Origin of the sequence: Halarcobacter ebronensis, assembly GCF_013201825.1 — a bacterium.
Taxonomy (GTDB): domain Bacteria; phylum Campylobacterota; class Campylobacteria; order Campylobacterales; family Arcobacteraceae; genus Halarcobacter; species Halarcobacter ebronensis.
Map to the genome: position 1 here is coordinate 848,126 of NZ_CP053836.1, position 15,850 is coordinate 863,975.

Here is a 15,850-nt window from a genome sequence, read left to right on the forward strand (position 1 = left end):
AAACTTATATATCTTCCCTATGCTTTTTGTTCGGCATTTGTAACTATCTGTTTTTCTCTGAATATAAGATGTGGATCTTCGTAGTATTGCCCCCAATCTTTAGAGTTATTCTTTTCTCCAAGCGTTAAAACTAAGCCTTTTATATCGCTTCTTTCTATCTCAAACTCTTTTAAAGAAAACATAGCTTTACTAAAAGCATTTCTTACCATTGGGTTATTCTGGGAAGTAATAACTATCCCATCATCTTTTAAAACCTCTTTTATTAGCTTTGCAAACTCGAAAGTAACCAGAGAAGGGTTTAAATTTGGTAAAAAACTATCTAAAAAAACTATATCATATTTTTTTGTCAATTTTGTGATTGAGTATCTTGCATCATCAATAATTAGTTTTAGATGATTCTTTTCATCCTTATACTCTAACTTTTTAAAGATTTTTTCTAAAATCTCTTTTTCGTCTTTTTCTTTTATTAAACTAACTGCCTGTTTTATAATAACTCTATTTTTATCTAAAGCTGTAATATTTAGGGCATTTTTCTTTTTTAGTTTCATTGCACAAAGAGTATTGTAACCCATACCAAAACCAATATCTAAAAGTTCAACATCTCCTTTTTCCAATCTTTGCTCTAGGTTTGATTGTTTTATAAAAAGCTCCTTAGCCTCTTTATAGGCTCCAGCTTTTGCATGGTAGTAATCTTTATAGCTTTTATCCCAAATTGTAATACTTCCATCTTCAAGATTAAAACTATTTTGCTTTTGTATTGGAACTTCTATTTTTTCAAGGAAATCCCCTTGAAAGAAACCGCCATTTAGCATGGCTTCATTTATATACTCTATAAACTCACCCTTTTGCATATTCCACAAAGGGGCTATTAAATCAGTTGTAGGAGTATCTGTTGAGACTCTAATTATTGGGATATTTTTTGGAGTATTACGTATTAGAAAAATCAGCTCATTTGCATATTCATACTCCATCAAAGTTTTAAAAGGTTTTTTTTCATACTCTTTTTGAAGGGCTGTATTTTTTATAATATGGAGATTATGTATTTTTATTCCATCAACGCCAGCTTTTACCGCCCCATTTAAAGTATTTAGCCAATCTTCTCTACTCTCCCCTTGAAAACCCACAATTATATGGGCAAAGATTTTTATACCATACTCTTTTAATTTTTTAATAGCCTCTAAAGAGGTTTTAGAGTCGTGTCCTCTATTGATATTTACTAAAGTTTTATCATTTAGGGTTTGAACGCCCAAATCAACATATACATCAATATCTTCATTTAGCTCTTTTAGATACTCCAAGGTACTTTTACTTAAGCAATCTGGTCTTGTTCCAATGCTAATAGCTTTAAAGTTATAAAAACTAAGAAGCTCTTTATAGCTTTTTTTTTGATTTATTACAGAGGTAAAAGTTCCTGTATAGGCTTGAATATAGAGCATAAACTCTTTTGCCTTGTATCTTTTTTGGGAAAAATCTATTGCTTTTTCTATTTGCTCTTTTACACTTTGTGCATCTAAAGTTTGAGCTGCTCTAGCTCCATTTGAGGGACAAAAGGTACAACCACCTAGATTGTTTTCATCTCTATTTGGGCAACCTAAATCCAAATCAACTGGAATTGAGTGTAGAGTTGTGCCATATTTGTCTTTTAGAAATTTTTTAAAAGTGAAGTAGGGGGCAATTTGCATTTTTTTCCTTTTGCGAATTATATTTGTTTTTCTATTAAAAATTAAAGGAGTAATAAAGTTGAACAGAACTTATCTATTTTGTTAGGTTAAATATAGATTATTTTAATTTGCTATAATAGATGAAAATTTATTATTAAAGTTAAAAAATGGATAAAAAAAGAGTATCTTTGGTATTAGGAAGTGGAGGGGCTAGAGGTTATGCCCATATTGGAGTAATTGAGGAATTAGAAAAAAGAGGCTATGAAATAGTGAGTGTTTCAGGCTCTTCAATGGGAGCACTAATTGGTGGACTTTATGCAAGTGGTAAACTTGAAGAGTATAAAAAATGGGTTTTGGAGTTTAATGTATTTGATGTTCTTAAACTTGTAGATTTTGCCTTTAAAAAGAGTGGAATGATTAATGGACAAAAGGTTTTTGAAAAACTTGAAGAGTTTATAAAAGATATAAATATCGAGGATTTAGATATTAAGTTTACAGCTGTTGCAAGTGATATCAATAGTAGGGAAGAGGTTGTTATAAATAGTGGATCTCTAAAAGATGCAATTAGAGCTTCAATAGCAATACCAACACTTTTTACTCCACAAAAAATTGAAAAGAGATTACTCTTTGATGGTGGACTTTGTAATCCTTTACCAATATCATGTGTAGATAAAAATAGTGATTTAATAATAGCAGTAAACTTAAATGATAATAGCGAAATCAAAGAGGAATACAGCGATATTTTTACAAAAACAGATTCTCTTTTAGCCCTTAAAATTTCAGAATTTATCACTAATAAATCTAAAAAAGGTAAAATTAGTTACTTTGAAATAATTAGTAACTCAATAGAGACCATGCAAGAAGTTATTACAAAACAACAGTTAAAAGAGAACTCTCCAGATATTATGATAAATATCTCTAGCAAAGTTTGCAAGTTTTATGAGTTTCATAAAGCAAATGAGTTAATAGAATATGGAAGAAGAGTCGCAAAAGAGTATTTAGAAAAGGAGAAAAATTGATACCACCAAGATACAGAAGAGTTGTCTTTGCATTTTTCATGTCACTTTTTATGAGTTTTATAATGAGTTTTGTGATTACGTTTATAAATCTGGGTTTTATAGATGGTTTTATCTTAAAGTGGTTAGAGGCATTTTTAAAAGCATTTGTATGTGCTTTCCCTATAGTTTTTTTTGTTGCACCTGCTGTAAATAGACTTACAAATAAGATTGTAAAAGAGCTTTAGTCAAAATATTTAAAATCATCATCTTCACTTCCATCTTTTTTTCTATTTTTAAATTTCCACATAGTAATAAAGTATTTGAGTGAAGAGTAGAGAATAAAACAAGTAATTATACCCAATAGCAAAAAACTTACTATGTAGAATATTTCCATATTATCAACTATTTTTTATTTTTATCAGATTGGTATTGTAAAAAGTTTTTTGGCTCGTCAGAATCATCTTTTTGATTTTTATCAGGAACATTTTCAATACCTTTGAAATCATCAAACCACTTTAATTCAGAGGGCATATTAGGCTCAGTTTTACTTTTATTTGTACTAGAAAAATCAAATCCTTGTGTATTAAAATCAAATTTTTGATACATTACTAAAGTAAATATTATAATAGCAAGCACTAATAATATTTTGAATAATAGCTCAAGAACCATATGTAAGGTAGTTTTTTTCTTTTGTATCTTCTTTTCTTTTTCCATATAATCATTGTACAGTAAAATAAATTATTTTTTGCTATGATTTGATTATGAAAATGTTACAAAAAGAGTTTAAATTAAAATTACACCCTCGCGGTTTTCACTTAATAACTAATGATATTATGAAAAATATTGAAGATGAGATTAAAGATTTTCATATTGGAACTTTGAATCTTTTTATAAAACATACAAGTGCAAGTCTAAGTATAAATGAAAATTGCGATAGCAGTGTAAGAAGTGATATGGAAGTTTTTTTTAATGATGTTGTCTCAAATAAAAGTTATTTTGAACACACATATGAGGGTGATGATGATATGCCTGCACATATTAAAAGTTCAATATTGGGTTGTTCTTTGACAATCCCAATTACGAATAGAAAACTAAATCTTGGAACTTGGCAAGGAATCTATTTAGGAGAACATAGAAATTTTGGTGGAGCAAGAACTATTGTTGCAACTATAATTGGTGAATAAAAACTCTTTAATAGCTTTTTCATACCAATTTCTATAAACTTTCACAATTAATTAAAAATTAAAATACAATTAATCTACAATTTATAAATAATTTTTTAAAGGAATAATATTGAATTCTGTAATTATTGCAGTAAGCATAATGGTTTTATTAACTCTTGTTAGAGTTAATATTGTAATTGCTCTTATTGTTGGAGCAATTATTGGTGGACTAACAGGAGGCTTATCTCTAAATGAGACTATGGAAGCTTTTAATGGTGGCTTGGGAAATGGGGCGACAATAGCATTAAGTTATGTAATGCTTGGAACCTTTGCCGTTGCCATTTCAAAATCTGGAATTACAGATTTGCTTTCAAATATGATAATAAAAAAAGTAAATATGCAAGAGAGCACTTTTCATGTTTTATATCTAAAATATTTAATTCTAACACTTATTTTATTAGCTGCTATCTCTTCACAAAATTTAGTTCCTGTTCATATTGCTTTTATCCCTATTTTAATCCCTCCACTTCTTCACTCAATGGCAAAGTTGGAGCTAGATAGAAGGGCTGTTGCCTGTGTTATTACTTTTGGACTTGTTGCTACATATATGTTTTTACCAGTTGGTTTTGGTGGAATATTTTTAAATGAAATTTTATTGAAAAATTTAGTGGAAAATGGAGTAAAGGCTAGTTCAGAACAACTTCCAATTGCTATGGCAATTCCAGTTTTAGGGATGTTTTTGGGACTTTTAATTGCCATATTTTTTACCTATAGAAAAAAAAGACACTATGATTTTAAAAAGATTTTAGAGTTAGAAACAAAGAAAAAAGAGATAAACTCATTTTTTATTTTTATTGCTGCACTCTCTGTGTTAACTGCTCTTGGATTGCAACTCTACACAGATTCTATTATTTTAGGTTCACTTGCTGGTTTTCTAATTTTTATTTTGGCTGGAGTTGTAAAGGCTGATCAAACTCAAGATTTCTTTACAAAAGGTATTAAAATGATGGGAATGATTGGTTTTATTATGATTGCTGCAAATGGTTTTGCAAATGTTATAAATAGTACTGGTTCTGTTCAAACTTTGGTTAACTCTGTTGTTGAAATTATTGGAGATAATGGATCACTAGCAGTTTTACTAATGTTAGTTGTTGGGCTATTTATCACAATGGGAATTGGTTCATCTTTTTCAACTATTCCAATTATTGCTACAATATATGTGCCTCTTTGTTTGCAACTAAATTTTTCACCAATGGCAATTATTTGTATCGTTGGAACAGCTGCAGCTCTAGGAGATGCTGGAAGCCCAGCTTCTGATAGTACATTAGGTCCAACATCTGGACTAAATGTTGATGGGCAACATGATCACATTTGGGATACAGTTGTACCTACATTTTTACACTACAATATTCCACTAATACTTTTTGGCTGGTTTGCCGCAGTTTATATCTTCTAAAAGAGTTTTTCTCTTTTAGTTGTAATCTTTAAATAACCCTCTACTAAAAAATATAAAAATGCAGATAAGCAGAAGTAAGAAAATAAACATAAAAATAGTTGTATCCCAACCAAAAGTGCTATAGATTATTGAAGGAATTATTGAACCAACTGCACCTCCAATATAGTAAAAACTAAGATACATCCCTGAGGTTAATCCTCTTTGTGAAACTTTTAGGGAGTTTGCAACTCTTGTTGAAACCGTATGAATAGTAAACATTCCAACACAAAATACAAATACACTTAAAAATAGTATTGTTCCATTTTCATTTAAAAAAAGCAGAGTTGCAAGAACAAAAACAAAAAGTCCTGCAAAAATTGTTGGAATCTCTTTTTTAAAAAATTTAATTATTTTATGAATAGTTAGTGAAATCAAAATCCCCATACCATATCCTAAATACAGAAGTCCTATTTTTGTTTCACTTGTATCTGGCAAAAGCTCTTTTATTCTAAAAGGCAGAATATTTAAAAGTCCTGCAAAAACAAAAAAAACTATAAACATAAGTGCATAGATGGTGCTAAATCGTCTATCTTTTAAGATATCTGATATGTCTTTAAAGTTTGGTTTCATTAAGTCTGCATCACCTTTAAACTCAATTTTATTTATAAAATAAAATGCCACAACTAAAGCAAGGGAAAGGGATACAAACACAACTCTCCAACCAAACTCTTCTGCAATAAAACCAGAGAAAACCCTACCAATCATTCCTCCAAATACTGTTGCAGCCACATAAATAGACATATTTAGTTTTGTATTCTCTTTATCTTTTGCTAAAACTGTCATTGCTCCTGTTAATATTGCAGGAATTATTATTGCTTCAATTGTTCTAATAGTTAAAAACATCTCATAACTATTTGATAAAGAGAGACAGAAGTTGGTTATAAGAAGAATTATAAGGGCTATTTTTAAAACAGTTTTTGTTTTTACTGACTCTAAAATATATCCATATATAATAGGAGAGATTGCTAAAAATAGCATAATCACAGCTGTAAATGAAGAGGCTTTTGTCATTGAAATATCAAACTCTTTTGCTAAAAGTGGTTGCAAAGGTTGGGTTGCATACATTACAGATAACAAAATTGTAATTGTATAAACAATAATAAAAAGTTTGTCTCTTCTACTCAACTAAATAGCCGCTCCTGACACAGACATAATCTCTCTTGCCTCTTCACTCATCATAGATGGTTGCCACATAGGTTCAAAAACCAAATGAACATAAGCTTCATCTATTTCATCAACACTTTGTGTGTAGTATTTTACTTGTTCAACTAAGCTATCACTAACTGGACATGAAGGGGAAGTTAGAGTCATTTCTACTGTGCAGTAAGTATAATTATTTTTTACTTCAAATTCAATAGAATAAACTAATCCTAAATCATAAATATTTACAGGTATCTCTGGATCATATACGCTTTTTAACTTTTCAATTACTTTCTCTTTTAACTCTTCATTTTTCATTTTAAGCCTTTTGTGCCAACTCTTTAATCTTTTTTATCATCCCTATAACACCACTTTGTCTATTTGGAGTTATAACTTCAGATAAACCTAACTCATAAACAATATCCATATTTACACTTTTTAGTGTCTCAATTTTTTCCCCTGAAAAAATCTCTAAAATTATATAGATAAGCCCTTTTACAATAATTGCATCAGAAGTTCCTTTGAAGTAAAGATTCCCCTCTTTTTCTTCACTTATTAACCAAACTTGAGAAGTACAACCATGCACAATATTTTCAGGAGTTTTGTACTCATCCTCTAAAGAATCTAATTTTTTACCTAAATCAATAATATATTCATATTTTTGTAGTTCGTCCTCAAAAAAATCCAGATCCTCTTTTATCTTTGCTATTTTCTCTTCTATTGTCACAAACTCTCCTTAACTTAGCATATCCAAAGCTTTTTTCAGTGCTTTTATTAATCTATTTACATCTTCATAATCATTATAAAAAGATGTTGATACTCTAATAGTTCCTTTTATACCCAATTTTTTCATAATAGGTTGTGCACAATGGTGTCCAACTCTTACAGCTATTCCCATTTTATCAAGCAAAATTCCTATATCATCATGGGAAATATTTTTAATATTAAAACTTCTACTTCCTATACAATCTTTTGTATCATTATAAAAAATGATATTTGGAATCTTTTCAAGTTCACTATTTAAGTAGTTGTATACATCTTTTTCAACAGTTTTAATATTTTCATAACCAATACGGTTTATATATTTTAAAGCTTCACCAAAACCAATAACACCAGCAATATTTTGAGTTCCTGCTTCAAATTTGTAAGGGGAATTCAAAAGTGTAGAACTATTAAAATCTACTTCATTAATTGTTGCTCCACCTGTTTGATATGGTTTCATATTTTCTAAATGTTTCTCTTTTACATAAAGTGCACCAACTCCTGTTGGTCCAAAGGTCTTGTGTGAAGATAGAGCTAAAAAATCAACATCAAGTTTTTGCACATCAATTTTTGCATGAGCCAAAGATTGTGCACCATCAACTAAAACAACACTTTCATATTTGTGAGCTAAGTCGCAAACTCTTTTAATATCATGAATTTTTCCAAAAGCATTTGAGATATGAGTAACACTAACAAAAGAGTTTGGATTTTTTTTCAAAATATTTTCATACTCTTCAAAGTCGAAGTTTAGGTTATTATCACACCCTACAACTTTTAAACCATTGGTTAAGTCTCTTCCTTGCATATGCCACGGAACGATATTTGAATGGTGCTCCAATGAAGAGATAATGACACTCTTATAATCCCTTGTAAAAGTATCAGCAATCATATTGATTGCTTCAGTCACTCCCTTGGTAAAGATTATCTCTTCACTCTTTTTTGCATTTATAAACTCTTTTAAAAGTTCTCTACTATTTTCATATTTTCTAGTTGCCATATTTGCATCACCATAACTACTTCTATGGGTGTTTGCGCAATATTTTTCATAATACTCAATTTGAGAATCTATTACATTTTTTGGCTTTTGTGTTGTTGCTGCATTGTCTAGATATACTGTTTTAGAGTTTGCAAAATAGGGAAAATCTCTTTTAAACATTGTTATCTCCTTTAAGAGTTTCTAAAAAGTCAACTATTTTTGAGTCCTCTATCTTACTGTATATTTCATTCTCAAAAGCTTTTAAAAGCATCTCTTTTGCTTTTCTCTCTTCTATTCCCCTTGATTGAAGATATAGAAGTTGATCTTTGTCTAAACTTCCTGTTGTTGCCCCATGACTAGCCTCTAATTCATCAATATTTATTAGAAGATGAGGTTGGGCAAATATTGCTGCATCATCACTTAATAAGATTGTATTTGAGCTTTGAAATACTTTTGAATAAAGAGCAGATTCATTAACTTCACTTAAAGCATCAAAAGTAGCCTTTGAACTATCATCTAAAATGTGTTTATAGGCAATATTACTAATACAATTTGAACCATTATGAACAGTTCTAAAAATTGATTTTGAGTCAGTATCTTGTGAAAGTTTGACTAACCCATTAATATTTAATATTGAGCCTTTTTCATTCAAATCTATAGTGTAGTTACTTTTATTTGAACCAAAACCTAACTCTAAATTTGTCATATTCAGTTTAGCATCTTCTTTTAAATTAATACTATAGTTCATATCAAGAATAGAGTTTTCCCCTACATTTTGGAATTTTAGATACTCTAATTTAGCTCCTGTTTCAACAATAAACTCCCTATCAAACTCAACTATTAAATCATTTCCTGCAAAAACTTCAACTATTGAAGCAGAAACATTCTCTTTTATTCTTATTTTCAGTCTATTTTTTTTCTCTTTTTTAGGATAATAGATAATTTTAATAGGTTCTGTTGTTGGTTCATCAATTAAAAGTTCTTCATTTTTAAGATTTATTAGTCTCATTTCCTATTCCCTCATAACCTTTACTATCAATTTCAAGTGCAAGATTGTAATCTCCTGTTTTTACAATTTTACCATCTTGCATAATATGTACAAAATCTGGTTTAATATATGACATTAGTTTATCATAGTGAGTTATCATCAATACTGATCTATTCCCATCAAGAAGATTGTTTATAACATTTGCAACAGTTTTAATTGCATCCACATCAAGTCCAGAGTCAATCTCATCTAAAAGAATTAAATCAGGTTTTAATAAAAGAAGTTGAATAAGTTCATTTCTCTTTTTTTCTCCTCCACTAAATCCATCATTTAAATCCCTTTGAAGAAGCTTTTTATCAATTCCAAACTTTCCTAACTCCTCTTTTGTTAGTTTTAAAAACTCTATGGCATCAAGCTCTTTTTCACTATTATATTTTCTTTTTTCATTAAGTGCTGTTTTTAGAAAGTAGCTATTATTTACCCCTGGAATTTCAACAGGATTTTGAAAACTCATAAAAATACCTTCATTTGCCCTGTCACTAACACTTAAATCTAAAAGGTTTTTATCTTTATATTGTAGTTCCCCTTGGGTTACTTTACAATCATAATGATCACTTAGAGTTTTAACCAAAGTTGATTTTCCTGCACCATTTTGTCCCATTAGAACATGCACTTCACCTTTTTTTATCTCTAAATCTAAACCTTTTAAAATCTCTTTATCATCTATATTTACTTTTAAATTTTTAATATTTAACATAAAATATCCTTAAAATTAGTCCCCAATTTTAAGGGACCTTTTTATTTATGACTTCTTTTAACGGTATGGCTAAGCCACACCTAAAGAAGCCTGTGTTTACACTCTCTTCGAGAAACTCTAAAGGAGACAACGAGTTGTCTCTTAACGTTTTTTTGTTCTTATCTGAGTTTTTATCCTACGCTTCCCTCTAAAGAGATACTAAGTAACTCTTTAGCTTCTGCTGCAAACTCCATAGGAAGCTCTTTTAAAACCTCTTTACAAAAACCATTTACAATCATGGCAATGGCATCCTCTTCATCAATTCCCCTTTGATTTAAATAAAACAGTTGTTCATCGGAAATCTTTGAAGTTGTTGCTTCATGCTCTATTTTTGCACTGCTATTTTTTATCTCATGGTATGGAAAAGTATGAGCTTTACACCTATTACCAATTAAAAGAGAATCACACTCAGAGATATTTCTTGCATTTTTAGCATTTTTACCAACTCTAACTAGACCTCTATATGCATTAACACCTTTCATAGCTGAGATACCTTTTGAGATAATAGTAGATTTTGTATTCTCTCCTATATGTATCATTTTAGTACCTGTGTCAGCTTGTTGGGCATGGCTTGAAATTGCCACAGAATAAAACTCTCCAACAGAGTTTTTCCCTTTTAAAATACATGAAGGGTATTTCCAAGTAATTGCTGAACCCGTTTCAACTTGAGTCCAAGAAATTTTTGAGTTTTCCCCTTTGCAAATTCCTCTTTTTGTAACAAAATTTAAAATACCACCTTTTCCATCTTGATCTCCTGGATACCAGTTTTGTATAGTTGAGTATTTAATTTGTGCATTATCCAAAGCAATTAGTTCTACAACCGCTGCATGAAGTTGTCTTTCATCTCTACTTGGTGCTGAACACCCTTCATTATAAGAGACATAAGAGCCTTCATCACAGATTATTAAAGTTCTCTCAAATTGTCCTGTATTTAAAGCATTTATCCTAAAGTAAGTTGATAATTCCATTGGACATCTAGTATTTGGTGGAATATATACAAAACTTCCATCAGTGAAAACTGCACTATTTAGCGCAGCAAAATAGTTGTCAGCTTTTCCAACAACTGACGCTAGATATTTTTTTAAAAGCTCAGGATGTTTATGTGCAACTTCTGAGATTGAGCAAAATATAATTCCGAGTTTTTCAAGCTCACTTTGAAAAGTTGTTTTTACCGACACTGAGTCAAACACAGCATCAACTGCAACACCTGCTAAAACTTTTTGTTCCTCTAAAGGAATTCCAAGTTTTTCATAAGTTTTTAAAATCTCTGGATCAACTTCTTCTAAAGAATCAAGCTTTTTTTTAGGAGCTGAAAAGTATGAGATGTCTTGGTAATCTATTTTTGGATATTTTAGATTTGCCCAGTTTGGTTCTTCCATTTTTAACCATTTGCTATAAGCACTTAATCTAAATTCAAGAAGCCATTGTGGTTCATCTTTCTTTTTTGATATAGCTTTTATAACATCTTCATTTAGTCCCTTAGGGAAAGTATCACTCTCAATAAGGGTTTCAAAGCCCAATTTATAGTCTCTGTTTAAAATCTCTTTTATCTGTTTATTATCACTCATTTTAAACCCCTTTTATAAATAGGATATAAATTGTCCTATTTCATAAATGTAATGTAACATATGTTCATTAAAATACAATTAAATAATTAGTCTAAATTCAAAAGATTAAGAATTGTTGTAATAATATATAATTTTAAAAAAATGAAAAAAATTAGTTTTGTAATAGAATAAAATAGCTAATCAATTTAATTAAGACTATTTTTATCCTATTTAAAATATAATTTCGAAATTTTAATTAAAAATGGCAAATTTTTGTGGAACGCTTCTTGCATTAAGTTTGCTAAAGAATGAGAAATAGGAATATGTATGGAAGTATATTTAGATAACAATGCAACAACAAAGGTAGATCCAGAAGTTTTTAAAGCAATGGAACCTTTCTTTTGCCACATATATGGTAACCCAAACTCTCTTCATAAATTTGGAGCAGGAACCCATCCAAAAATGGTTGAGGCTTTAAATTATTTATATGAGGGTATAAACGCAGCTGATGAAGATGATATTATTATAACTGCAAATGCTACTGAGAGTAATAATACTGTTTTAAAAGGTATTTGGATTGATAAAATATTAAATGGAAATAAAAATCATATTATTACATCAGAAGTAGAACACCCTGCAATCACTGCAACTTGTAGATTTTTAGAGTCTCAAGGAGTAAGTGTAACTTATTTAAGTGTTAATGAAGAGGGTACTTTAGATGCACAACAAGTAAAAGATTATATTAGAGAAGATACAGCATTAGTATCAATTATGTGGGCAAATAATGAGACTGGAAAACTTTTTCCTATAAAAGAGATTGGAGAAATCTGTAAAGAGGCTGGGGTTCCTTTTCACACTGATGCAACTCAAGCAATTGGAAAAGTTCCAGTTGATGTTCAAGCAACTAATGTAACTTATTTATCTCTCTCTGCTCATAAATTTCATGGACCAAAAGGGGTTGGAGCTTTATATGTTAAAAAAGGTTTTGAGCTAACTCCTTTACTTCATGGTGGTGAGCAAATGGGTGGTCACAGAGCTGGAACAGTTGATGTGGCTTCTATGGTAGGAATGGGAGTTGCAATGAAATTGGCAACTTCAAAAATGGCATTAGCTTATGAAGATAATCATGTAAGAAAATTAAGAGATAAGTTAGAAAATGCGATTTTAGAGATACCTGATACAATTGTAATTGGTGGTAAAGAGAATAGAACACCAAATACTACTCTTATCTCAATTAGAGGTGTAGAGGGAGAATCTATGCTTTGGGATTTAAACCAAAAAACAATAGGTGCTTCTACAGGAAGTGCATGTGCTTCAGAAGATTTAGAGGCAAATCCTGTAATGAATGCTTTTGGAAGTGATAGTGAGTTGGCTCATACTGGTGTTAGATTTAGTTTAAGTAGATTTAATACTGAAGAAGAGATTGATTATGCAATTGAAATTATTAAAAATGCAGTTACTAGATTGAGAAATATTTCAAGTTCATATGCATATACACCAAAAAATCACGTGTCACAATTGTAAAAAATAGAGGAAGGAAATTAATAATGGCAAAAAATGATTTAATTACAGGTTCAATTTGGGATGAATATTCAAATCAAGTTATAAGAAGAATGGACAATCCAGTATATCAAGGTGAGATTACAGAAGAGCAAGCAAAAGAGATGGGTGGAAAACTTATCGTTGCTGACTTTGGAGCAGAGTCTTGTGGAGATGCAGTTAGACTTTACTGGTGCGTAGAAGAGGGAACAGATAAAATCTTAGATTCAAGATTTAAATCTTTTGGTTGTGGTACAGCTATTGCTTCATCAGATGCAATGGCAGAACTTTGTATTGGTAAAAGTGTTGATGAAGCTGTAAAAATTACAAATATTGATGTTGAAAAAGCTTTAAGAGATCATCCAGATGTTCCTGCTGTTCCTCCTCAAAAAATGCACTGTTCTGTAATGGCTTATGATGTTATCAAAAAAGCAGCAGCTACATATAAAGGTGTAGATATGGAATCTTTTGAGGAAGAGTTCATTGTATGTGAGTGTGCAAGGGTATCTTTAGCAACACTGCAAGAGGTTATTAAAATAAATGACCTTAAAACTGTTGAAGAGATTACAGATTATACAAAAGCAGGGGCTTTTTGTAAATCGTGTATAAAACCAGGTGGACATGAAGAAAAAGAGATGTATCTTGTAGATATTTTAGAAAATACAAGAAAAGAGATGGACCATGATAGAATGAAAACTGCTGCTGATGCAAGTGCTTCTGGAGAATCTTCATTTGATAAAATGACAATTGTACAAAGAATAAAACTAATTGATAGTATTTTAGATTCAGATATTAGACCAATGCTTATGATGGATGGTGGGAATATGGAAATTATTGATATAAAAGAGAATATTCCACACTATGATATTTATATTAGATATTTAGGTGCTTGTTCAGGTTGTGCTTCTGGAGATACGGGAACGCTATATGCCATTGAATCAGTACTTAAACAAAGAGTAGATGAAAACATTAGAGTTTTACCTATATAACTTATCTCTTCATATATTATTAAAATGCCCCTGTAGATACCAAAATAGGGGCATTCTCTTCAACTTACTTTAATTATAAATCATTAAAATTAACCTAAAATAATAATAAAAATTTTTAATAGAGGGGAGTATTTATGTTTAATTTAGGGAAAAGTGAAGAGGAATCTGCAAGACTGATCGCAATGGAAGAAAATTATGCGATAATTTCATTTAAACCAGAAGGTACAATAATACATGCAAATAGTAATTTTCTAAATGCATTGGGTTACAATCTAAATGAAGTTGTAGGTAAACACCATAGAATGTTTTGTGAAAAATCATATACAAATACATCAGCTTATGAAACTTTTTGGAAAGATTTAGCAAACGGAAAATCGCAAATAAACGAGTTTGAGAGGATTAGAAAAGATGGCAGTTCTATTTGGATTCAGGCTTCATATACTCCTGTAAAGGACAATAGAGGTAGAGTAATTAGAGTTGTTAAATTTGCACAAGATATAACTGATGCAAAAAAAGTTATAGATAATGTAAAAAAATCTATTGAATTAGCGAAAACTGGTTTTATGAAACAAAAAATTGTTGAATCTACTAAAAATGAAAATATTGAAGAACTTAAAAATGGTATAAATGAACTATTTGAAATAGTATCTTCAAAAATTGATAGTGATTTAAATAGAATATCAAATATCTTATCATCTTTTCAAAAACTAGATTTTACACATAGATTAACAGGGGACGATTTAGGGGAAACAGCAATAGGTTTAAATAATTTTGCAAATATTATTAATGAAATGTTAGTGGAAAATAAACAAAATGGTTTAACCCTTGATGAAAGTTCAAATATATTACTTACAAATGTGGATATTTTAAATAAAAATTCAAATGAAGCAGCAGCCTCTTTAGAGGAGACAGCAGCAGCTTTGGAAGAGATTACAGGTAATATCTCATCTAATACTCAAAATGTTGTGAAAATGTCTCAGTTTGCAAATCAAGTAACAAATTCTGTAAATGAGGGTAAAAAATTGGCCCATGAGACTACAGAAGCAATGAATGAGATAGATGTGGAAGTAAACTCTATAAATGAAGCAATTACTGTTATTGACCAAATTGCATTTCAAACAAATATCCTTTCTCTTAATGCTGCTGTTGAAGCAGCAACTGCAGGTGAGGCAGGAAAAGGTTTTGCCGTTGTTGCCCAAGAGGTAAGAAACCTTGCAAATAGATCTGCTGAAGCTGCTAAAGAGATTAAAAATCTTGTTGAAAATGCAACTAGCAAAGCAAATAATGGTAAATCAATTTCAGATAAGATGATTGAAGGTTATAATGAATTAAGTCTTAATATCTCAAAAACTATAGAGTTGATTTCTGATATAGAGGCAGCTTCAAAAGAACAATTAACTGGAATTGAACAGATAAATGATGCTATAAATAGTTTAGATCAACAAACTCAACAAAATGCTTCAATAGCTAATCAAACCCATGATGTAGCAGTTCAAACAGATGAAATAGCAAAATTGATTGTATCAAGTGCAAATGAAAAAGAGTTTATAGGTAAAGATAGTGTAAAAGCAAAAAATTTTGGGAAAAAGAATTTAATAGCTAGTTCATCTATACAAAAAAAGAGTAAACCAAATCAAAAGCTAAAAGTAGAAAATAATAAAATTAAACCAAAAGTATCAGATGATAGTGAGTGGGAAAGTTTTTAGTATTTAAGAATTTTTAATTGTGGTTAAAAGAGGGTCTATATTTAACATAGGCCTTTTTTTATTATGTTATAATTTATTTTATTTAAAGGA

17 protein-coding genes are annotated in these 15,850 nt (G+C 30.0%); 7 read left to right on the forward strand and 10 right to left on the reverse strand.

Annotation, left to right across the window (positions count from 1 at the left end; all coding sequences use genetic code 11):
• Window positions 1-17: 17 nt before the first annotated feature.
• Window positions 18-1,682 carry a tRNA modification radical SAM protein MnmL/YtqA gene (gene mnmL, locus AEBR_RS04175; RefSeq protein ID WP_129087538.1) on the reverse strand — a complete coding sequence of 555 codons (1,665 nt, stop codon included), beginning with the start codon at window positions 1,680-1,682 and terminating at the stop codon, window positions 18-20.
• Between the two features lie 146 nt (window positions 1,683-1,828).
• On the opposite strand from mnmL, the gene AEBR_RS04180 reads away from it, so the two are divergent.
• Together AEBR_RS04180 and AEBR_RS04185 are read left to right on the forward strand one after the other, a co-directional pair.
• Complete coding sequence (locus tag AEBR_RS04180; protein WP_129087539.1) at window positions 1,829-2,680, forward strand: patatin-like phospholipase family protein; 852 nt, start codon at window positions 1,829-1,831, stop codon at window positions 2,678-2,680.
• A complete protein-coding gene (locus tag AEBR_RS04185; protein ID WP_128981692.1) occupies window positions 2,677-2,904 on the forward strand; it encodes a DUF2798 domain-containing protein in 228 nt (75 codons plus the stop codon). Before AEBR_RS04180 ends, AEBR_RS04185 begins: the two co-directional genes overlap by 4 nt.
• On the opposite strand, the gene AEBR_RS04190 is transcribed toward AEBR_RS04185, so the two are convergent.
• Window positions 2,901-3,053 (reverse strand): hypothetical protein, encoded by a 153-nt coding sequence (locus AEBR_RS04190; protein ID WP_172658849.1) that lies wholly within the window; start codon window positions 3,051-3,053, stop codon window positions 2,901-2,903. The two genes, AEBR_RS04185 and AEBR_RS04190, sit on opposite strands and share 4 nt — an antisense overlap.
• An 8-nt stretch (window positions 3,054-3,061) precedes the next feature.
• On the reverse strand, window positions 3,062-3,373 hold the full coding sequence (locus AEBR_RS04195) for a hypothetical protein (protein ID WP_129087540.1): 312 nt from the start codon (window positions 3,371-3,373) through the stop codon (window positions 3,062-3,064).
• A 47-nt stretch (window positions 3,374-3,420) separates the two neighbouring features.
• Here AEBR_RS04195 and AEBR_RS04200 point away from each other — a divergent pair, with 47 nt between their 5' ends.
• Both AEBR_RS04200 and AEBR_RS04205 read left to right on the forward strand, forming a co-directional pair.
• The gene (locus tag AEBR_RS04200) at window positions 3,421-3,843 is read left to right on the forward strand and encodes a secondary thiamine-phosphate synthase enzyme YjbQ (RefSeq protein ID WP_129087541.1); all 423 of its coding nucleotides are present in this window, start codon (window positions 3,421-3,423) and stop codon (window positions 3,841-3,843) included.
• Window positions 3,844-3,952: 109 nt separating this feature from the next.
• Window positions 3,953-5,278: a Na+/H+ antiporter family protein gene (locus tag AEBR_RS04205; RefSeq protein ID WP_129087542.1), complete on the forward strand. Its 1,326-nt coding sequence runs from the start codon at window positions 3,953-3,955 to the stop codon at window positions 5,276-5,278.
• Between the two features lie 15 nt (window positions 5,279-5,293).
• On the opposite strand, the gene AEBR_RS04210 is transcribed toward AEBR_RS04205, so the two are convergent.
• From AEBR_RS04210 to sufB, 7 genes are all read right to left on the reverse strand, one after another.
• On the reverse strand, window positions 5,294-6,442 hold the full coding sequence (locus AEBR_RS04210; RefSeq protein ID WP_228712184.1) for an MFS transporter: 1,149 nt from the start codon (window positions 6,440-6,442) through the stop codon (window positions 5,294-5,296).
• Window positions 6,443-6,775, reverse strand: a complete 333-nt coding sequence (locus AEBR_RS04215) for a metal-sulfur cluster assembly factor (RefSeq protein ID WP_129087543.1) — start codon at window positions 6,773-6,775, stop codon at window positions 6,443-6,445.
• A 1-nt stretch (window position 6,776) separates the two neighbouring features.
• The gene (locus AEBR_RS04220; protein WP_129087544.1) at window positions 6,777-7,184 is read right to left on the reverse strand and encodes a SufE family protein; all 408 of its coding nucleotides are present in this window, start codon (window positions 7,182-7,184) and stop codon (window positions 6,777-6,779) included.
• 9 nt (window positions 7,185-7,193) lie between these two features.
• On the reverse strand, window positions 7,194-8,375 hold the full coding sequence (locus tag AEBR_RS04225) for an aminotransferase class V-fold PLP-dependent enzyme (RefSeq protein ID WP_129087545.1): 1,182 nt from the start codon (window positions 8,373-8,375) through the stop codon (window positions 7,194-7,196).
• Complete coding sequence (locus AEBR_RS04230) at window positions 8,368-9,204, reverse strand: SufB/SufD family protein (RefSeq protein ID WP_129087546.1); 837 nt, start codon at window positions 9,202-9,204, stop codon at window positions 8,368-8,370. Before AEBR_RS04230 ends, AEBR_RS04225 begins: the two co-directional genes overlap by 8 nt.
• The gene (gene sufC, locus AEBR_RS04235) at window positions 9,185-9,940 is read right to left on the reverse strand and encodes a Fe-S cluster assembly ATPase SufC (protein WP_129087547.1); all 756 of its coding nucleotides are present in this window, start codon (window positions 9,938-9,940) and stop codon (window positions 9,185-9,187) included. The genes AEBR_RS04230 and sufC overlap by 20 nt, the downstream gene beginning before the upstream one ends.
• A 170-nt stretch (window positions 9,941-10,110) precedes the next feature.
• Window positions 10,111-11,547 carry a Fe-S cluster assembly protein SufB gene (gene sufB / locus AEBR_RS04240; protein WP_129087548.1) on the reverse strand — a complete coding sequence of 479 codons (1,437 nt, stop codon included), beginning with the start codon at window positions 11,545-11,547 and terminating at the stop codon, window positions 10,111-10,113.
• A gap of 306 nt (window positions 11,548-11,853) precedes the next feature.
• Here sufB and AEBR_RS04245 point away from each other — a divergent pair, with 306 nt between their 5' ends.
• The 3 genes from AEBR_RS04245 (at window position 11,854) to AEBR_RS04255 (ending at window position 15,760) form a co-directional block, all read left to right on the forward strand.
• Window positions 11,854-13,050 (forward strand): NifS family cysteine desulfurase, encoded by a 1,197-nt coding sequence (locus tag AEBR_RS04245; RefSeq protein ID WP_129087549.1) that lies wholly within the window; start codon window positions 11,854-11,856, stop codon window positions 13,048-13,050.
• Between the two features lie 23 nt (window positions 13,051-13,073).
• The gene (locus AEBR_RS04250; protein ID WP_129087550.1) at window positions 13,074-14,054 is read left to right on the forward strand and encodes an iron-sulfur cluster assembly scaffold protein; all 981 of its coding nucleotides are present in this window, start codon (window positions 13,074-13,076) and stop codon (window positions 14,052-14,054) included.
• 134 nt (window positions 14,055-14,188) lie between these two features.
• Entirely contained in the window at window positions 14,189-15,760 is a 1,572-nt protein-coding gene (locus tag AEBR_RS04255) for a methyl-accepting chemotaxis protein (protein WP_129087551.1), read from the forward strand.
• Window positions 15,761-15,850: the final 90 nt, after the last annotated feature.

Excerpts from the sequence above, each read along its gene's own strand:
- AEBR_RS04255 (WP_129087551.1), top strand. The coding sequence starts at position 14,189 with ATGTTTAATTTAGGGAAAAGTGAAGAGGAATCTGCAAGACTGATCGCA.
- AEBR_RS04230 (WP_129087546.1), bottom strand. The coding sequence starts at position 9,204 with ATGAGACTAATAAATCTTAAAAATGAAGAACTTTTAATTGATGAACCA.
- AEBR_RS04225 (WP_129087545.1), bottom strand. The coding sequence starts at position 8,375 with ATGTTTAAAAGAGATTTTCCCTATTTTGCAAACTCTAAAACAGTATAT.
- AEBR_RS04245 (WP_129087549.1), top strand. The coding sequence starts at position 11,854 with ATGGAAGTATATTTAGATAACAATGCAACAACAAAGGTAGATCCAGAA.
- AEBR_RS04180 (WP_129087539.1), top strand. The coding sequence starts at position 1,829 with ATGGATAAAAAAAGAGTATCTTTGGTATTAGGAAGTGGAGGGGCTAGA.
- sufB (WP_129087548.1), bottom strand. The coding sequence starts at position 11,547 with ATGAGTGATAATAAACAGATAAAAGAGATTTTAAACAGAGACTATAAA.
- AEBR_RS04190 (WP_172658849.1), bottom strand. The coding sequence starts at position 3,053 with ATGGAAATATTCTACATAGTAAGTTTTTTGCTATTGGGTATAATTACT.
- AEBR_RS04195 (WP_129087540.1), bottom strand. The coding sequence starts at position 3,373 with ATGGAAAAAGAAAAGAAGATACAAAAGAAAAAAACTACCTTACATATG.
- AEBR_RS04250 (WP_129087550.1), top strand. The coding sequence starts at position 13,074 with ATGGCAAAAAATGATTTAATTACAGGTTCAATTTGGGATGAATATTCA.
- AEBR_RS04215 (WP_129087543.1), bottom strand. The coding sequence starts at position 6,775 with ATGAAAAATGAAGAGTTAAAAGAGAAAGTAATTGAAAAGTTAAAAAGC.
- mnmL (WP_129087538.1), bottom strand. The coding sequence starts at position 1,682 with ATGCAAATTGCCCCCTACTTCACTTTTAAAAAATTTCTAAAAGACAAA.
- sufC (WP_129087547.1), bottom strand. The coding sequence starts at position 9,940 with ATGTTAAATATTAAAAATTTAAAAGTAAATATAGATGATAAAGAGATT.
- AEBR_RS04200 (WP_129087541.1), top strand. The coding sequence starts at position 3,421 with ATGAAAATGTTACAAAAAGAGTTTAAATTAAAATTACACCCTCGCGGT.